This is a genomic window from Thioalkalivibrio sp. AKL6 (genome assembly GCF_000376905.1).
Classification (GTDB): domain Bacteria; phylum Pseudomonadota; class Gammaproteobacteria; order Ectothiorhodospirales; family Ectothiorhodospiraceae; genus Thioalkalivibrio; species Thioalkalivibrio versutus.
On record NZ_AQXS01000008.1, the window covers coordinates 135,360 to 150,735 of the forward strand.

General features: G+C 65.8%; 14 protein-coding genes. 8 read left to right on the top strand and 6 right to left on the bottom strand.

Going from position 1 to position 15,376, the window contains the following annotated elements; translation table 11 throughout:
* Positions 1 to 38: 38 nt before the first annotated feature.
* From gspL to D575_RS0103735, 4 genes are read left to right on the top strand one after another with little or no spacing between them, the layout of a single operon-like run.
* Positions 39 to 1,337 (top strand): type II secretion system protein GspL, encoded by a 1,299-nt coding sequence (gene gspL, locus D575_RS0103720; RefSeq protein ID WP_018144570.1) that lies wholly within the window; start codon positions 39 to 41, stop codon positions 1,335 to 1,337.
* The gene (gene gspM / locus D575_RS0103725; protein WP_018144571.1) at positions 1,334 to 1,828 is read left to right on the top strand and encodes a type II secretion system protein GspM; all 495 of its coding nucleotides are present in this window, start codon (positions 1,334 to 1,336) and stop codon (positions 1,826 to 1,828) included. Before gspL ends, gspM begins: the two co-directional genes overlap by 4 nt.
* Position 1,829: 1 nt before the next feature.
* A complete protein-coding gene (gene gspN / locus D575_RS0103730) occupies positions 1,830 to 2,648 on the top strand; it encodes a type II secretion system protein N (RefSeq protein ID WP_018144572.1) in 819 nt (272 codons plus the stop codon).
* Positions 2,645 to 3,340 (top strand): outer membrane protein assembly factor BamD, encoded by a 696-nt coding sequence (locus tag D575_RS0103735; RefSeq protein WP_018144573.1) that lies wholly within the window; start codon positions 2,645 to 2,647, stop codon positions 3,338 to 3,340. The genes gspN and D575_RS0103735 overlap by 4 nt, the downstream gene beginning before the upstream one ends.
* A 282-nt stretch (positions 3,341 to 3,622) precedes the next feature.
* Here the strand turns inward: D575_RS0103735 and D575_RS0103740 are convergent, their stop codons facing one another.
* Positions 3,623 to 4,399, bottom strand: a complete 777-nt coding sequence (locus D575_RS0103740) for a hypothetical protein (protein WP_018144574.1) — start codon at positions 4,397 to 4,399, stop codon at positions 3,623 to 3,625.
* Positions 4,400 to 4,888: 489 nt separating this feature from the next.
* Between D575_RS0103740 and D575_RS0103745 the strand changes: the two genes are divergently transcribed.
* On the top strand, positions 4,889 to 7,231 hold the full coding sequence (locus D575_RS0103745) for a S8 family serine peptidase (protein ID WP_018144575.1): 2,343 nt from the start codon (positions 4,889 to 4,891) through the stop codon (positions 7,229 to 7,231).
* A 174-nt stretch (positions 7,232 to 7,405) separates the two neighbouring features.
* Here the strand turns inward: D575_RS0103745 and D575_RS0103750 are convergent, their stop codons facing one another.
* From D575_RS0103750 to D575_RS0103770, 5 genes are all read right to left on the bottom strand, one after another.
* Entirely contained in the window at positions 7,406 to 8,392 is a 987-nt protein-coding gene (locus tag D575_RS0103750) for a DUF4382 domain-containing protein (protein ID WP_018144576.1), read from the bottom strand.
* 254 nt (positions 8,393 to 8,646) lie between these two features.
* The gene (locus tag D575_RS0103755) at positions 8,647 to 9,372 is read right to left on the bottom strand and encodes a 2OG-Fe(II) oxygenase (RefSeq protein ID WP_018144577.1); all 726 of its coding nucleotides are present in this window, start codon (positions 9,370 to 9,372) and stop codon (positions 8,647 to 8,649) included.
* A gap of 156 nt (positions 9,373 to 9,528) precedes the next feature.
* Entirely contained in the window at positions 9,529 to 10,287 is a 759-nt protein-coding gene (locus D575_RS0103760; protein ID WP_018144578.1) for a molybdopterin-binding protein, read from the bottom strand.
* Between the two features lie 22 nt (positions 10,288 to 10,309).
* Positions 10,310 to 11,404, bottom strand: a complete 1,095-nt coding sequence (gene hemH / locus D575_RS0103765; protein WP_018144579.1) for a ferrochelatase — start codon at positions 11,402 to 11,404, stop codon at positions 10,310 to 10,312.
* Between the two features lie 114 nt (positions 11,405 to 11,518).
* Entirely contained in the window at positions 11,519 to 12,100 is a 582-nt protein-coding gene (locus D575_RS0103770; RefSeq protein ID WP_018144580.1) for an HNH endonuclease, read from the bottom strand.
* A 334-nt stretch (positions 12,101 to 12,434) separates the two neighbouring features.
* On the opposite strand from D575_RS0103770, the gene D575_RS0103775 reads away from it, so the two are divergent.
* The 3 genes from D575_RS0103775 to D575_RS0103785 are packed head-to-tail and all read left to right on the top strand — an operon-like array spanning position 12,435 to position 15,261.
* A complete protein-coding gene (locus D575_RS0103775) occupies positions 12,435 to 13,568 on the top strand; it encodes an NAD(P) transhydrogenase subunit alpha (protein ID WP_018144581.1) in 1,134 nt (377 codons plus the stop codon).
* Complete coding sequence (locus D575_RS0103780) at positions 13,565 to 13,876, top strand: NAD(P) transhydrogenase subunit alpha (RefSeq protein ID WP_017942675.1); 312 nt, start codon at positions 13,565 to 13,567, stop codon at positions 13,874 to 13,876. Before D575_RS0103775 ends, D575_RS0103780 begins: the two co-directional genes overlap by 4 nt.
* Positions 13,873 to 15,261, top strand: a complete 1,389-nt coding sequence (locus tag D575_RS0103785; RefSeq protein ID WP_018144582.1) for an NAD(P)(+) transhydrogenase (Re/Si-specific) subunit beta — start codon at positions 13,873 to 13,875, stop codon at positions 15,259 to 15,261. Before D575_RS0103780 ends, D575_RS0103785 begins: the two co-directional genes overlap by 4 nt.
* Positions 15,262 to 15,376 lie beyond the last annotated feature (115 nt).

A 15,376-nucleotide genomic window follows, 5' to 3' on the forward strand; every position in this document is an offset into this window, starting at 1 on the left:
TGGATGCCTGCAGACGCCTTTCACTCACTGGACTCGGCATGAACTGGTTCCTCTTCCAGCTGCCAGAACCCGAGATGCTGGGCGCGGATACGCCGCTTCGGCTGCGCTGGCTGCGGCTGCGCAGGAACGGCGCGCTGGCGGATCAGGGCAAGGCGGCACCGGACGAGCTGCGCGCCCTGATCGCCGCGGACGACCATGCGGTTGCACTGCTCCCCGGGGAACGCGCCCCTCTCCATCGGGTGTTCGTGCCCGGGAAGTCGGGCCGCGTGCGTCGCCGCGCGCTTCCGTTCGCCCTGGAAGACCGCCTCAGCGAGGATCTGGAACAGCTCCGGATCGTTGCCGGCCCTCGCCACGGTACCGAGACCCTGGCCGGCGTGGTCGCGCATCGGGACCTGGACTGCTGGCAAGACTGGCTTCGCGAGCTCGGCATCCGCGTGTCGCACATGATCCCGGATCTTGCGCTACTGCGAACCCTGGACCCGGGCGATCAGGTCTTCCTGCTCTCGGGAACGCAACGCAGCATCGTGCTTTCGCCCGAGGCCGAACCCCTCGCGATGCCCCGGGAAGTCGCCAGCTGGTGGTTGCAACAACGCTCCGCCGCCACCACGGCCTCCGATGACACCAGCGCCAACGAAACGCGGCCTCCCCAGACCGCCGTTCATGTGGTGGGTCCGGCCGCCGAACCCGACCCGCACACCCCCCTCCAGCCGCCGTCCGAATGGTCCGGCGACGTCCTCGAGCTCCTGCTGGCCGGGGTGCAATCGGGAGGCCTCCCGCCGCCCGAACTACAGCGCGCCGTACGGGCTGCCCTTGCCTTCGACTTCGCATCGCCCGCCGAAAGCCGGACCTCGCTCGGCGCCCTTCCCGCACCATGGCGCGCACCGGCGGCACTGGCGCTCGTGCTGGCCGCCGTCTGGCTTGGGTCCGTGTGGCTGGAGGCCTGGCAACTCGAGCGGGAATACCGGGCGACCGAACGGGACATCGCGGCCCTGTTCGAGGAAACCCTGCCGCAGGCCCGCATGGTCGCCCCCGTGGCCCAGTTCGAGGGCCTGCTGGGACAGGCCGAATCGGACACGACGACTGCGACCATACACAGCCCGCTCGGCGAAGCCCTTGCCAGCATCATGGAGGGCCTCGCCCCGCGCGACCTGACCCTGCAGCGTCTGCGGGGCGACCCGGATCGCCTCGAACTCGAGCTGGAGGGCAGCGGAATCGCGGAACTGGAACAGTTGCGCGAGGCCCTGCGCGAAGCCATGTCCGCGCGTGTGCGGATCGTCTCGGCCGAAACCGGCGAGCAAGGCGTCCGGGCACGCATGACCATCGAGCAAGAACCATGAAGGCCTACTGGGACGCCCTGCAGACACGCGAGCAACGGATCCTGCTGGCAGGTGGCTTGGTCCTGCTCATCGCAGTGGGGTTCCTGGGCGTCGTCGAGCCTCTGCTGGAAAGCCGCGAACAGTCCCGCGACCGACTCACCGAGGCGCGCGCGGAACTGGCCTGGATGCAGGCCACCGCCCCCGAGGTCGCGGCCGCCCGCAGCCGCGAACCGACACAGGACAATCAGCGCCCGCACCTTGAAGGCCGCTCGCTGATCGCCCACGTGGATGCCTCCGCGCGAGCCTTCGGTCTCGGCGAATACCTGGCACGCGCGCGCCCTGGCGATACCGGCGTGACCCTGCACCTCGAGGGGGCGCCCTACAGCGACCTGATGCGCTGGCTCGGCGAACTGGAACAAGAAGACGGCGTCGTGCCCGGACGCATCTTGCTGGAACGCGTCGTCGAACCGGGGCGCATCAATGCCGAACTCTTTCTGACCCGCGAGTCGTAGTGTGACCGTCGCCGCCAACAACCGCGTCGATGAACGCCACCGGGATCGCCCCGCATGGTTCTCGCTGGGGGCGCTTTTTGTTCTCGTCCTGCTGCTTGCGCTGGTCGTACGCGCGCCCGCTTCCGTCGCGCTGGCGGGTGCCGAGCGGTGGGCCGGTTTGCCGGAGACGATCACCTGGGAACAGGTGCACGGGTCGCTCTGGCAGGGTAGCGTCGAGGGGGTTCAATCACCGGCGGGGCCGCTGGGCCAGCTGCACTGGGATGTGCGACCCGGCGAGCTTCTGCGCGGGGGGCTGGGCGCCGACATCCACTGGGCCCCGCCCGGCGGCGGCGAACTCCGGGGAGCGCTCCGGCTCGGCCTCGACAGCGTGCAGCTCTCCGGGCTCGAAGGGACCCTGCCAGCGGCCGCCCTGCATCAGTGGGACACGGGCATCCCCCTGGTTCTGGACGGCCGGTTGCAGACCAGCGGACTGCACCTCCGGGTCCATCGGGACGGAACGGTGGAACACGCCTCGGGGCGGGTCAACTGGCAGGAAGCGGCCGCGGGCCTCCCCCGCCCCTTGCCCCTGGGCGAGCAACGCGCGACCCTGCGCGAAGAGGACCAGCGCTTGGAGATCGACCTGGATGCCTCGCCAGATGCCGAACTGGGCATCACCGGCACGATTCGCCTGGACCTGCGTACGGATCCCCCGGGCATGGATGCGCGGGTTTTGCTGGACCCGCGCGCCCACGCCGATGCCGCCATTCAGCGTTTGCTCGAAAACAATCTTCGCCGTGACGACCAGGGACGGTATCTATGGACCGCAGGATCAGCCCCGTGACACCCGAACGAAACCCGATAACGCCCCGCCGGTTCCGGCCTGCCTCCCCGACTGCCGCGCTGACCGCCAGCGCACTGTTCGGCCTGATGCTGGCGGGTTGTGCCACCACCCCGCCAAACGGGTCCCAGCCCCCGCCAGAGGATATCCGCTATGCCCTGGAACGCGGGGACTGCCGTGCGGCTTACAGTGCGCTGGATACGGCCGACGCACCCGCCTCGGTCGACGTCCGCCTGTCGGTCGCCCGGGTATGCCTGCAGCGCGGGGAATTCGCGCGCACCCGCAACCTCACCGATACCATCCGCCAGGAGAACCCGGATCATCCGGATATCGACTACGCCGCGTATCTCGGTGCCCTGGCGCATCTGGGAACGTGGAACCGGGCCTCGTCCGCGCCACCCAAACAACGCAGCGAACAGGGCCGCCAGGTCTTCCTCCAGCTGGCCGCCTTCCTCAACGACTACCCCATGTCGGAGTACGCGGAGTCCATTGCCCCGCGCCTGGCCCGCCTGCGCGAGAACCTGGCCGACATCGAACTGGAGATCGCCGACCGATCCGCCGCGGCAGGACACGCAGACGAGGCCCGCGCCCGAATCGAGTACGTGCGCGACTATTACCCGGGTACCACGGCCGCCCAAACCGCCGCCGAAAGACTGAAAGCACGTGAAGTCGACGAAGACGATTCCAGGAACTGACCGACCAAGCGACACACCCCGACAGCCGGCAGGGCCGCCTGTCGCATTCCCGCCCCTCACTAAGCAGGGCAAGTCGCCCCCCCTCGGGAAGTCGACAGGTCCACCAGGACGAAAGAGAAGTCCGTACGGGATGTAGCCGTGACCGATAGCTGGTCTCTGGCGCACCCCTTTCCATCCGAGGCAACAAAAAGGGCCCGGATCCATCTGGATTCGGGCCCTTGTGGAAAGGCTGCCAAAGCGGTTCATCTGAACACGCAAGCCAACCCCCAGGGTTGACCAATATCAGAGCACTGGCTGCAAGGGCCGGAAGACAATGGCATTCGGGTTGGAGACTACGATCTGCAGAATTTCGCCCATGCCCGGCTCGTTCAGCAAGGCCGCAAAGCCAGTGTAGTCTCCGTTCAGATTGTCACATCCCTCAACCGTCATATCGACCGAGTAGAGATTCTTGTCCGGATTCAGGGACCGCGCCCCTCCGGAATAGAAACACCCCTCACTGTCCTGGGCAAAGAAGTCGCCCGCAGCATCGATAGGGACTACAACATGGTATCCAGGTTCATAGTAGCCCCAACTACCTTCGATCATGTCCGTATCCGAAGGCTGGTCGTACTGGGTGTCGTATTCAAGGGAAACCGTACCCTCGGTGTCCAGTGAGGTTTCGAATACCAGACTCATGGATTCTGACGTCGTCACCGTGCCTTCCAGCACAGCATCCGCGAAGTACCAGCCGTTGATTCCGTAAGCACGGACATCGGCATTCACCCGCTCACCCGTTACCGAGTATTCGCCAGCGTAAATGACCCCCTCGTCCTCGCTGATCGCAAACACCCGGCCGTCGTAGAAAAGTCCTTGGGCATCGAACGTCCCAACGCCTTCTTCGGTGAAGGTGCCACGCCAGATGCCTTCTGCAGACGCTTGTTCCTGTTCATCGCCTTCATCGCTCCCGCTTGAAGAACCGCCACCACCGGACGACCCTCCGCAGCCTGCCACCAGGGCGATTGTCACGGCCGCAAGGCCGAGCTTCCATGCAGATCCCTCTGCCGATTTCAGATTCCACATACTTCCCTTCTCCCTTTTATTTTTTCCATAAAGCCTGTGAGGGCTTGGCCGAGTCTAAAGAACCGGGGATTCAATCACCAGCCGCGCAAACAGCCAGAACCCATATGGAAAGCCACTCCTGACCGATACTAAAAGACCGAACTGGGCAGGGTTTGACAGTCCCAGCCGCCCGGACCTGCGATTCTTGTTCGACCGCGGCGAGTTCCTTCTCGCGTCGGCGGCCGAGCGAGCTTGAAGGACAGCGCGCTGGGCGCACCCGTCGAAATCGCCGATGCCCCAGACATGCTGGTGACCCGGAGGAGCTTTGGAGTGAAGCAGTCATTCGGCCCATCAAATGGCGACGTGCATCGCCATGAACCAGCGCGATCGATGCGGCAGGTCTTCGCATGGATTTCACTGGCGTTGTCTTCGGCGCTTCTGGCGGTCGGGTGCGGGGGTGGGGGCGGCGGATCATCCAGTGGGGGTTTCGTCGTGTCCGGGAGCATCGAGGTGCAGGCCTTGCATCATGTCGATTCCGATACGAACGACCCGGAAAGCCGGATCTCCAGCAACAACGACCTGGCCAATGCGCAAGCGGTGCGCATGCCCGCCATCATCGGCGGATTTGTGGCCAGCCCCCTGACCGACAGCCGCTTCGGCTCGGCCGGAGACCCGGATGACATATTCGTGGCCGAGTTCGAGGCCGGCGACCAGGCCTTGCTGGAGTTCCCGGATCCCGCACGGGCCGATCTCGACCTGAACCTGATTGATGAAGACGGGATGCTGGTGGATGCCTCCATCGGGATCGACGGTTTCGAACGCGTCGTCGCACCCGAGGCCGGGCTTTACTATGTCCGGGTATCGGCCTATTCGGGCCAGTCCGCGTACCATTTGCGACTCGACTCGTCGCAGCTGCTGGACCCCGCGCATGCGGCAAGCCTGCGTGTGGCGGATGACTTTGTGCCGGGCGAGATCATCGTGCGCAGCGCGGACGAGATCCGCCCATTTGCACAAGGGAAAACCCCGGCCGACATGCTCCTGCAGAGGATTTCCGGGGCGCCGGGACGCGAGCAGCTCTGGCGCATCCCCGAGGGTCATGCGGAGGCAGTCATCAGTACGCTGGGCCTGCATACGCCCTCGATCTCGCCCGCAGTGGCCTGGCGCACCCCGGAACACGCCGCTCGCCATGACACCCTGCGCGTCATCAAGGCGCTGCGGGGACAACCGGATATCGTCTCGGCATCGCCCAACTACCGAATGACTCCCCTGCGGACGACGCCCAACGACCCACACTGGGGAGATCAATGGTTCCACGAAGCCATCAACCTGCCGCAAGCCTGGGACATCACCACCGGCCAGGAAGCAGACGAAGAGGTTGTCGTGGCCGTCATCGATACCGGCGTCTACCGCGAGCACGAAGACCTGGACGAGAACCGACTCTTCCCGACAAAGCGGTTTGTCTGCGATCCGGCAGACAGCACCTGTGATGAAGAGCGTTCCTGGCATGGTACGCACGTCACCGGAATTATCGGGGCGGCCACCGACAACAGTCTGGGCGTCGCCGGCATCTCCTGGGGGGTGGACATCCTCCCCGTCTGGACGCTGAACGGGACCGGGACCCTGAACGACACGCTACAGGGGATTCGCTATGCCGCGGGTCTGCCGAACGACTCCGGCACCGTACCCGACAAGCCGGCCGACATCATCAACCTCAGTCTCGGGGGCGGTGGCTACAGCGCAGAGGCCGATGCACTCTTGCAGGAGGTACGCGAGCTCGGAATCCTGGTGGTCGCGTCCTCGGGCAACGACGGAGTCGGCACGGTCGGCTATCCCGCGGCCTACGAATCGGTACTGGCAGCGGGCGCCACGGACCGCAACGCCGAACGCGCCTGGTACAGCAACTACGGCCCCCGCCTGGACCTGGTGGCGCCCGGGGGCGTCATGATTCACCCCGAAGACGGCATCCTGAGCACCTGGGTCAATGACACGGGCGAAACCCTTGCATCGGACTACGCATTCCTTCAGGGCACTTCAATGTCCACAGCGGTCGTTTCCGGCGTCCTTGCGCTGGGCCACGCGGTGAATCCGGAGCTCTCCCCGGGATTGCTGCTGGAGCTGCTCGAATCGGGCCAGCTCACCCAGGACCTGGGACCCACGGGTTGGGACCCGGAAACCGGGTGGGGCGAGATCGACGCGCATCAGGCGGTCCAGGAGATCGCGGCCCGGGCCGGCTCGGGAGAGCTGGCACCCCGGATCTCGGCATCCCCACAAAGCCTGAACTTCGGCTTCACCGGAACGGGCCTGGATCTGCGCCTGCGCAACGGGGGCGATGGCACCCTGCTGATTGAAGACATCGCCTCGCCCGCGACCTGGCTCACCGTGGAACAACACGCGGTCACCGACGACGGTCTGGGGCTTTATCACGCCTACGGGCAGCGCGATGCCCTGAGCCCGGGCGACTACGAGTCTCGCTTGCGCATCACCGCCGACAACGGCGACCCGCGCGACATTCCGGTCGGCATCCGGGTCGCCGAGCGCGACCCGCAAAGCGATACCGTGGGACGGGTCTACGTACTCCTGCTCGACCGCGACGATCGCGTCGTGGCGCAAACGGCCCTGGAACCCGAGTTCGGGACCTACCGCTATCGCTTCGAAGGGGTGCCCGCCGGGGATTATCGCGTGGTCGCCGGCACCAACATCGCGGGCGATGACCAGATTTGTGCCGGCGCCGAGGCCTGCGGAGCCTGGCCTCAATATGGAGCCCGCGAGACCTTCCGGGTGGATCGCGACCGTACCGGACTCGACTTCGGAATCGCCTGGCGGCCGTTCACAGACGGTGGTTTTGCCCTGTAGCCCCGCTGCCCAGCGCTTGGGGTGAACTGGATCACCGGGCCTCGCACCGGGACGCGGGAAACGATTTACACCTAGAAACAGAAAGGGGTGCCGGGTCAGAACCCGGCACCCCTATGGCTTTCCCCTACTGCAGGGCAGCGGCCCATAAGCCGTAACCCACTCGGACGATCGATACTAGCTATCCGGGAAATTCACTTCCGTCGTCTCACCCGCCTCGACTTCGGCGTTGGCCTGATCGACGAACTCGATGGCAGTGGCCTCCTCCGGATCGTCCTCGCCCGCCTCGAAGGTCAGGGCCACCGTGTAATCGCCCGCCTCCAGGAATCCTGCGGTGTAGCGGTACTCCCAGTCACCGGTCGCCTCGACATGGCGGTAGTGCACGTTGGCCGTGGTCACCGCATCGTCATCGTCGTCGCGGAGATCACGCGGCTCACGGTCAGGGCCCTCGAAGACATAAACCGCCGCGCCCGGGCAGGCGTACAGCCCCGGTTCGCGCTCTTCGCAGGTGAAATCCGCGGGGAGCAGCCCGGGATCCACTGTCCCCGTAATGGCGCCCGCTTCACGGTTATCCACCAAACGCAGCGAACGCCGCATGCGATGGTAGCCCTCAAAGCGAGTGTCTTCGCGGATCGCTTTGCGCAGATCAAAGTCCACGGTGAACGAGGCCTCTTCGTCCTCCGCAATGCTGAAGCCGCTGGATAGCTGCAAGCCCGCCTGCAACCCACCCGGGATGATCAGGTTCTCGCTGTAGCCATCCACGAACTCGATGAACGAGCTGGTCGCGAAATTGGAGAGCGGCGGCGCACTGACACCCTCTTCGCGCTCCAGATGAAAACGGATCCAGTCGTAATCGCCTGCCGGGACTTCTGCGTCCTCGAACAGGAATTCAGAGTCTTCGCCTTGCAACGCGAGCAAATCGATCTCGCGAACGGATTCGTCCTCACCCAGATCGATGCGAATGCGTTCGCCGTCGGAAGGCTGTAGCTCGATATGGGTAAAGCGGACCACGACCCGGCTGGCCGAATCGACAGGGGCATCCGTCACGGCAAGGCTCATCTGTCCGGTCCCGCCACCGCTGCTCCCGCCGCCGCCACAGGCGACGAGCCCCGCCGTCGCGATCCCCAACCCCACCAAACGAGTCAAATTGCCAATCTTGTGCATCACGGTCTCCCTCTAGCCAGAAACGTCCTTTGCAAGCCTAGGCAGTTTGCCAGGCCCGATGACGCACAAAGCCGCATGGACCGCGGAAAGGCTGGAAAACCAGAAGCGCATCACACGAAACGAACCGCACGGAGCCGCTGTCGGGGCGAGTCCCGCGTCGCGAATGGGCGGGGTCGACTTGCGATTTCGGCGAGAACTCGGCAGGCGTCGGCCCGCCGCAGCGTTGGTCGACACCGCCGAGGCAACCAGAAGCGTCAGAAGCGGTCGAGGCTGGCGAGGCTGGCGAGGGGGCCCGAGAGATCGCGGATGCGCATCCAGGAGGCGATGCTGGCGCGCCAGCGGCGGGTAGGCAGGACGGCATGGGGTACGGTCTGACTGAGAAACATCACCAGCGTCCCCGCGCGTGGCTGGATGCGGCGGATCTCGCGCCCTTCGCTGTCGTAGATTGCGAGCTGGCCGCCGTCGCGTTCACGCCAGTGACGGTTCAGGTAGAACACCAGGGACAGGCGGCGGCAGTTGCCGGCCTGAAAGGCGTCCACGTGCCGGGCGTAGTGCGTGCCAGGCGGATACAGGGCGAAGTGGGATTCGGTCTCGAACAGGCCCGGAATCAACGCCCGGCTCGCCTGCAAACGAATCTCGTCGAGGCGCGCCATGAACGCCTGCTGCGCGGGACTCGCGCCATCCAGCCAGTGAATCCAATCGCCGCGGGTCGCCCGGTCCCGATGGCGTTCGCCGGCACGGCCGATCCGCGCCTGCGCCAGTTGCGCCGCATCACGCAGCGCATAGACCTCCTCTCGCAGGGCGTCGACGATCTCCTGCGGCAGGAAATCGGGCCAGACGAGCCGATGCTCGTGCGCCAGCGCATCCAGCCAGCCGTCGGGCTCGCAGAATTCAGAGGAGGAGTCGGCCACGACCGGCGCAAGGGTTGGCGCGGTCTCGGCGGCTTCCAGCCATTCGGGGCCAAGGGCAGGCAGGTTCACGTACTCGGGTCTTCCATTCGGGCCGCGATCGCGGCGCGCAGGCGGGCGCCTGTCAGGCAGACGCCCAGATCAGCGTCTTCCCCACAGGATATATACCGGGAACGCCAGGGTGCGCAAGGGCTTTATAGCACCGTTGCCCTGCCAAGAGGCTGCAGACTAGTACGCCAGAAAACCGCCGGCGATCAGGTGCTGGCGCAAGGCGGCCTGGGCCTCGGTGACGCGGGCGCGGGCGCCACGCAGGCCCAGCTCGACCTGCGGCGCCTGGCGGTCCATGCGCGGGAGACAGGAGATGCGCAGGTCGGGGAACGCGGCCTCCATGGCCTCGAGCACCGGGACCAGGCGGCTCTCGGTGACATTCTCCAGGCGCAGGACCTCTTCCACGGCACCCGCTGCCGCATCGCGGTCGGGGAAGCGCTGCTCCAGGACCCGGCGGGCCATGGGCTCGGCCATGGCCGGGAAACCGGGTACGCAGTGATGCTGCGCACAGCTAAAGCCGGGGATGCCGTTGACCGGGTTCGGGATCAGGCTGGCCCCCTCGGGGAGCTCGGCCATGCGTACGCGGTGGGGCCAGGCGTCGGCACCGAAGCGCTCCTCGAGGATGGCCATGAATTCGGGATGAGGCGCCAGCGGCCGGCCCAGTGCCTCGGCCAGGCAGGCGCGGGTGCGATCATCCGGGGTCGCGCCGATGCCGCCGAAGCTGAACACCTCGGCGCCGCTGGCCAGGGTCTCGCGGAAGGTCTGCGTCAGCAGGCGGGCGTTATCACCGACGATACGGATCCACGCAAGTTCCAGCCCCCTTTCCGCCAGCGCCGCGGTCAGGTGCGCCTGATGCCGATCGCGGCGCTTCCCGCTCAGGAGCTCGTCGCCGATGATCACGGCGCCGATCTCGATCGTGTGCGATCCCCGGCCGTCCATCGTGGGTCGATCCATCGCCGATCTACTGCTTGGCACCCATGGCCAGCGCGCGCTCGCGCGCAGCCGCACGCGCCTCGGGGGCGTTGTCCGGATCGTCGAGCCACGGCGCCAGGTGCTGCTGCAGCAGCCCGGCCAGGAAGTCGAGATGATCGGCGCGGTCGTTCAGCGCCGGGATGTAGTGGAAGCGCTCGCCGCCGGCCTCGGTGAAGATCTCGCGGTTTTCGTCGCCGATCTCCTCGATGGTCTCCAGGCAATCCGCCGAGAAACCGGGGCAGATCACGTCCACCGAGCGCACGCCCTGTCCCGGCAAGGCCTCCAGGGTCTTGTCGGTGTAGGGCTGCAGCCATTCCTCGCGACCGAAGCGCGACTGGAAGGTGACCTGCCACTGGTCGTCGTTCAGCCCCAGCGCCTGCGCCAGCTTGTGCCCGGTGGCGTGGCACAGGCAGTGGTAGGGGTCGCCCTGCAGCAGGTAGCGTTTGGGGATGCCGTGGAAGGACATCATCAGGCGATCGGCCTGACCATGCGCCTGCCAGTGCTCGCGCACGCTGTTGGCCAGGGCCTCGATGTAGCCGGGCTGGGCGTCATAGGCGGCGATGAACTGCAGATCGGGCACCCAGCGCCAGCCCTTGAGCACGTCGGCCACGGCATCGAAGGTGGAGCCATTGGTGCTGGCCGAGTACTGCGGGTACAGCGGCAACACGACCACACGACGCACGCCCTGGCGGCGCAATTCGTCCAGGCCGGATTCAATGGACGGGTTGCCATAGCGCATGCCCAGGGCGACCGGGACATCCTCGCCGACCTGCGCGGCCAGGCGCTCGCGCACACCGGCGGCCTGGCGTTTCGAGATCGCCAGCAGCGGCGAGCCCTCGTCGGTCCAGACGGTTGCGTATTTCGCCGCCGAGCGCTTCGGCCGGATATTCAGGATCACGCCGTTCAGGATCAGCCACCAGATGGGTCGCGGGACCTCGACCACGCGCGGGTCCCAGAGGAACTCCTTCAGGTAGCGCCGCAAGGCGGGCGCGGTGGGTTCGTCCGGCGTCCCCAGGTTGGTCAGCAAAACGCCGACGCCGCGCGCCTGGCCATGGCGATAATCCGCTTCTCCGAAATACTTCATGGGGCTCCTTGCAGGCATGGGGGACGGTGACTCCCTGTCGGAGTCACGGAGCGTCGCTTTGGTTCACACGCCAAGGATACCCGCGGGCACGAGTGGGCGCGCGCCCGGGACGGATCAGACGCTACGACCCCGCAACGGGCTGGTACGCGGGAAGTGCGCCTGCAGGAACTCCATCTGGTCGGCCAGCACGCGCTTGCCCTTGAGGAAGATGTATTCCGCGTGGGTGGGCGTAAACGGGATGGCGAGCAACTGCATCCCGGCCTCTTCCGGCGTGAACCCGGCCTTGTGGTTATTGCAGCGCTTGCAGGCGGTGACCACGTTGGTCCAGGTGTCTTCGCCGTCCTGGCTGATCGGGGTCACGTGGTCGCGGGACAGATCGTGTTCGGGGAACGCGTGACCGCAGTAGAGGCAAAGGTGGGCATCGCGGCGGAACAGGGTGGTGTTATTGAGCGGGGGGATGTAGTCGTTGAAGCGGGACTTGCGGGTGCCGTGAGTGGCGATGATCGAGTTGACCTCGACCCGTGACTGCAACCCGGTGCGCGCGTTGATGCCGCCGCGCATGCGATATAGCGGGCTGCCACAGGTGTAGGCCACCTGCTCGGTGTAATAGAGGCGCACGGCCTGCTCCAGGCCGATCCACTCCAGCGGCATGCCCGCGGCATCCGTGCGCAGGACCTGATGCTCATTCGGCAACATGACCCCGTCCCGTCTCAAGGAAACACGGATTTGCTCACGCGGCGTACGGGTGAACAAATCCATGCCGCCTTCGATACCCGAAAAACAATAAACAGCCTTCAGGAACAAAGCAATTACAACGCCATGACCCGCGGTATCGTAAGCTCGCCCAACCTGACGGGCCCTGCAACGAGAGTGGACACGGTTTAAGCACGAGGCCGGATCCGCTACACTCGCGGGTCGTTTTTTGTGCGGCACGCCCGAATCACGCGTGCCGCATCCGATTTCACCACCCGCGAGCGCGGCTGAACGTCCCATAGGGAATACGGGAACGCTTGGCCCGGGGAGAGAGCGCATGGCAATCAAATTATCCGTTCCCAAGGAGTCCGCCAGCGGCGAGCGCCGCGTGGCCCTGGATCCGTCGGTAGCGGCCAAGTTCAGCGATATGGGCATCACGGTGCAGCTGGAAAAGGGTGCCGGTTCCGAGGCCCATTTTCCGGATGCGGCCTACGATAAGGCCTCCGTGGTCGACACCGAGACCGCCTACGGCCAGTCGGACCTGATGGTCCGCGTGGCACCGCCGACAGTCGAGGAGATCAACCAGCTGCCGGAAGGCTCGACCGTGGTCAGCCTGTTCCACGCCCACCGCAACCCGGATGTGGTCAAGGCGATGCAGGAGCGCAAGATCCTGAGCTTCGCGATGGAGCTGATCCCGCGCATCTCGCGCGCCCAGAGCATGGACGTGCTGTCCTCGCAGGCGGCCGTGGTCGGCTACAAGGGCGCGATCATGGGCTCCGACCTGTCCTGCCGCTTCTTCCCGATGCTGACCACCGCGGCCGGCACCATCCGTCCGGCCAAGGTCATCGTGATCGGCGCCGGCGTGGCCGGACTGCAGGCGATTGCCACGGCCAAGCGCCTGGGCGCGATGGTCGAGGCCTATGACGTGCGCTCCGCCACCAAGGAGCAGGTCGAGTCGCTCGGCGCGAAGTTCCTCGATCTCGGCGTCTCCGCCGAGGGCGAGGGCGGCTACGCCCGCGAACTGACCGCGGAAGAGAAAAAGCAGCAGCAGGATGCCCTGGGCGAGTACATCGCCAAGGCCGACGTGCTGATCACCACCGCCGCGATCCCGGGACGCGATGCACCCAAGCTGATCCCCAAGATCATGGTCGAGGGCATGAAGCCGGGTGCGGTCATCATCGACCTGGCGGCCGAAGGTGGCGGCAACTGCGAGCTGAGCAAGCCCGGCGAGACCCACGACCACAAGGGCGTGATCATCCATGCCCCGTTGAACGTGCCCTCGCAGGTCCCGCTGCATGCCTCCGAGATGTATGCCAAGAACCTGCTGAATTTCCTCACGCCGATGATCGCCGAAGGCGGCGAATTCCAGCCCGACTGGGATGACGAGGTCATCGCCAAGAGCGTGCTGACCCGCGATGGCGAGATCGTGCACGAGGCCACCCGCGAGGCCCTGAAGGGAGCTCAATCATGATCATCGAAGGCTTTATCGCGCTGTACATCTTCATGCTCGCGGCCTTCACCGGCTACGAGATCATCTCCAAGGTCCCGGTCATCCTGCATACCCCGCTGATGTCCGGTTCCAACTTCGTCCACGGCATCGTGCTGGTCGGGACCATGGTCGCGCTCGGCCACGCCACGACCCCGCTGGAACAGGCCATCGGCTTTGTCGCCGTGATCCTGGCCGCGGGCAACGCCGTGGGTGGCTATGTCGTCACCGAACGCATGCTGGAGATGTTCAAGACCAGCAAGAAGGACGACAAGAAGGGAGATAACGCATGAGTCTGATTATCAACCTCGCCTATTTTGCGGCGGCGGTCCTGTTCATCGTCGGCCTCAAGCAAATGTCTTCGCCGACCACCGCGCGGCCGGGCATCATGTGGGCCGGCGTGGGGATGGTGCTCGCCACGCTCGTGACCTTCGTGCATCCGGAGGTCTCCGGGGGCGTGAACTACACCCTGATCGTCCTGGGTATCGTCATCGGTGGCGGTCTCGCCTGGTGGAGCGGCAAGAAGGTCGCCATGACCGACATGCCGCAGATGATCGCGCTGTACAACGGCATGGGCGGCGGCGCCGCGGCCGGCATCGGCGCGATCTACCTGCTGCAGGCCACCCCGGAAAGCGTCAGCAACACCGGCCTGGCGATCGCCACCACCGGCTCGCTGATCGGTTCGGTCGCCTTCTCCGGTTCGCTGGTGGCCTACGCCAAGCTGCAGGGCCTGATGAAGAAGACCTTCCACTTCCCGGGCCAGCAGGTGGTGAACATCGCCATCTTTGCTATCACCGTGATCCTCGGCTTCATGCTGGCGACCGGCGGCGGCGAGATCGGCTCGGCCACACTGCTGCTGTTCTTCGTCCTATCGCTCGCCTTCGGCATCCTGATGACCCTGCCGATCGGCGGCGCCGACATGCCGGTGGTCATCTCGCTGTACAACGCCCTCACCGGCCTCGCGGTCGGCCTCAAGGGCATCGTGCTCGACAACCCGGCCCTGATGATCGCCGGTATCGTCGTTGGCGCGGCCGGCACGCTGTTGACCCAGCTGATGGCCAAGGCAATGAACCGCCCGATCAAGAACATCCTGTTCAGCCAGTTCGGTGGCAGCAGCGGGGGTGCCGAGGAAGCGATCGAGGGCACCATGAAGGAGATCCAGGCCAACGACGCCGGGATCATGATGGCCTTTGCCGAGAAGGTGATCATCGTGCCGGGCTACGGCATGGCCGTGGCGCAGGCACAGCACAAGATCTGGGAATTCACCCAGCTGCTGCAGAAGCGCGGCGTGGACGTGAAGTTCGCGATCCACCCGGTCGCGGGCCGCATGCCCGGGCACATGAACGTGCTGCTGGCCGAGGCCGGCGTGCCCTACGACATCATCTTCGACCTCGACGAGATCAACGAGGAGTTCAAGACCGCGGATGTCGCCATGGTCATCGGCGCGAACGACGTCGTGAACCCGGTGGCCCGGACCAATCCGGACTCGCCGATCTACGGCATGCCGATCCTCAACGCGGACCAGGCGCACAACGTCATCTGCGTGAAGCGCGGCAAGGGCTCCGGTTTCTCGGGCATCGAGAACCACCTGTTCTATGCCGACAACAACCAGATGTTGTACGGCGACGGCCAGAAGGTGGCCGCCGAACTGGTGGCATCGGTCAAGGCCCTCGGCTAGTCGGCCCGCCCCACTCGCGGGGCCCGGACACCGGGCCCCGCAACCGAAACCCGGCCACCGTTTTGCGGTGCCGGGTTTTTTTGTTGCTCACCCACCGGGCCAGGATTGAAACCCG

What these genes read in the sequence shown, in the direction of transcription:
- D575_RS0103750 (WP_018144576.1), bottom strand. Translation starts at nt 8,392, where the DNA reads ATGCACAAGATTGGCAATTTGACTCGTTTGGTGGGGTTGGGGATCGCG.
- D575_RS0103785 (WP_018144582.1), top strand. Translation starts at nt 13,873, where the DNA reads ATGAGTCTGATTATCAACCTCGCCTATTTTGCGGCGGCGGTCCTGTTC.
- D575_RS0103760 (WP_018144578.1), bottom strand. Translation starts at nt 10,287, where the DNA reads ATGGACGGCCGGGGATCGCACACGATCGAGATCGGCGCCGTGATCATC.
- gspM (WP_018144571.1), top strand. Translation starts at nt 1,334, where the DNA reads ATGAAGGCCTACTGGGACGCCCTGCAGACACGCGAGCAACGGATCCTG.
- D575_RS0103775 (WP_018144581.1), top strand. Translation starts at nt 12,435, where the DNA reads ATGGCAATCAAATTATCCGTTCCCAAGGAGTCCGCCAGCGGCGAGCGC.
- D575_RS0103740 (WP_018144574.1), bottom strand. Translation starts at nt 4,399, where the DNA reads ATGTGGAATCTGAAATCGGCAGAGGGATCTGCATGGAAGCTCGGCCTT.
- D575_RS0103770 (WP_018144580.1), bottom strand. Translation starts at nt 12,100, where the DNA reads ATGTTGCCGAATGAGCATCAGGTCCTGCGCACGGATGCCGCGGGCATG.
- gspL (WP_018144570.1), top strand. Translation starts at nt 39, where the DNA reads ATGAACTGGTTCCTCTTCCAGCTGCCAGAACCCGAGATGCTGGGCGCG.
- D575_RS0103780 (WP_017942675.1), top strand. Translation starts at nt 13,565, where the DNA reads ATGATCATCGAAGGCTTTATCGCGCTGTACATCTTCATGCTCGCGGCC.
- hemH (WP_018144579.1), bottom strand. Translation starts at nt 11,404, where the DNA reads ATGAAGTATTTCGGAGAAGCGGATTATCGCCATGGCCAGGCGCGCGGC.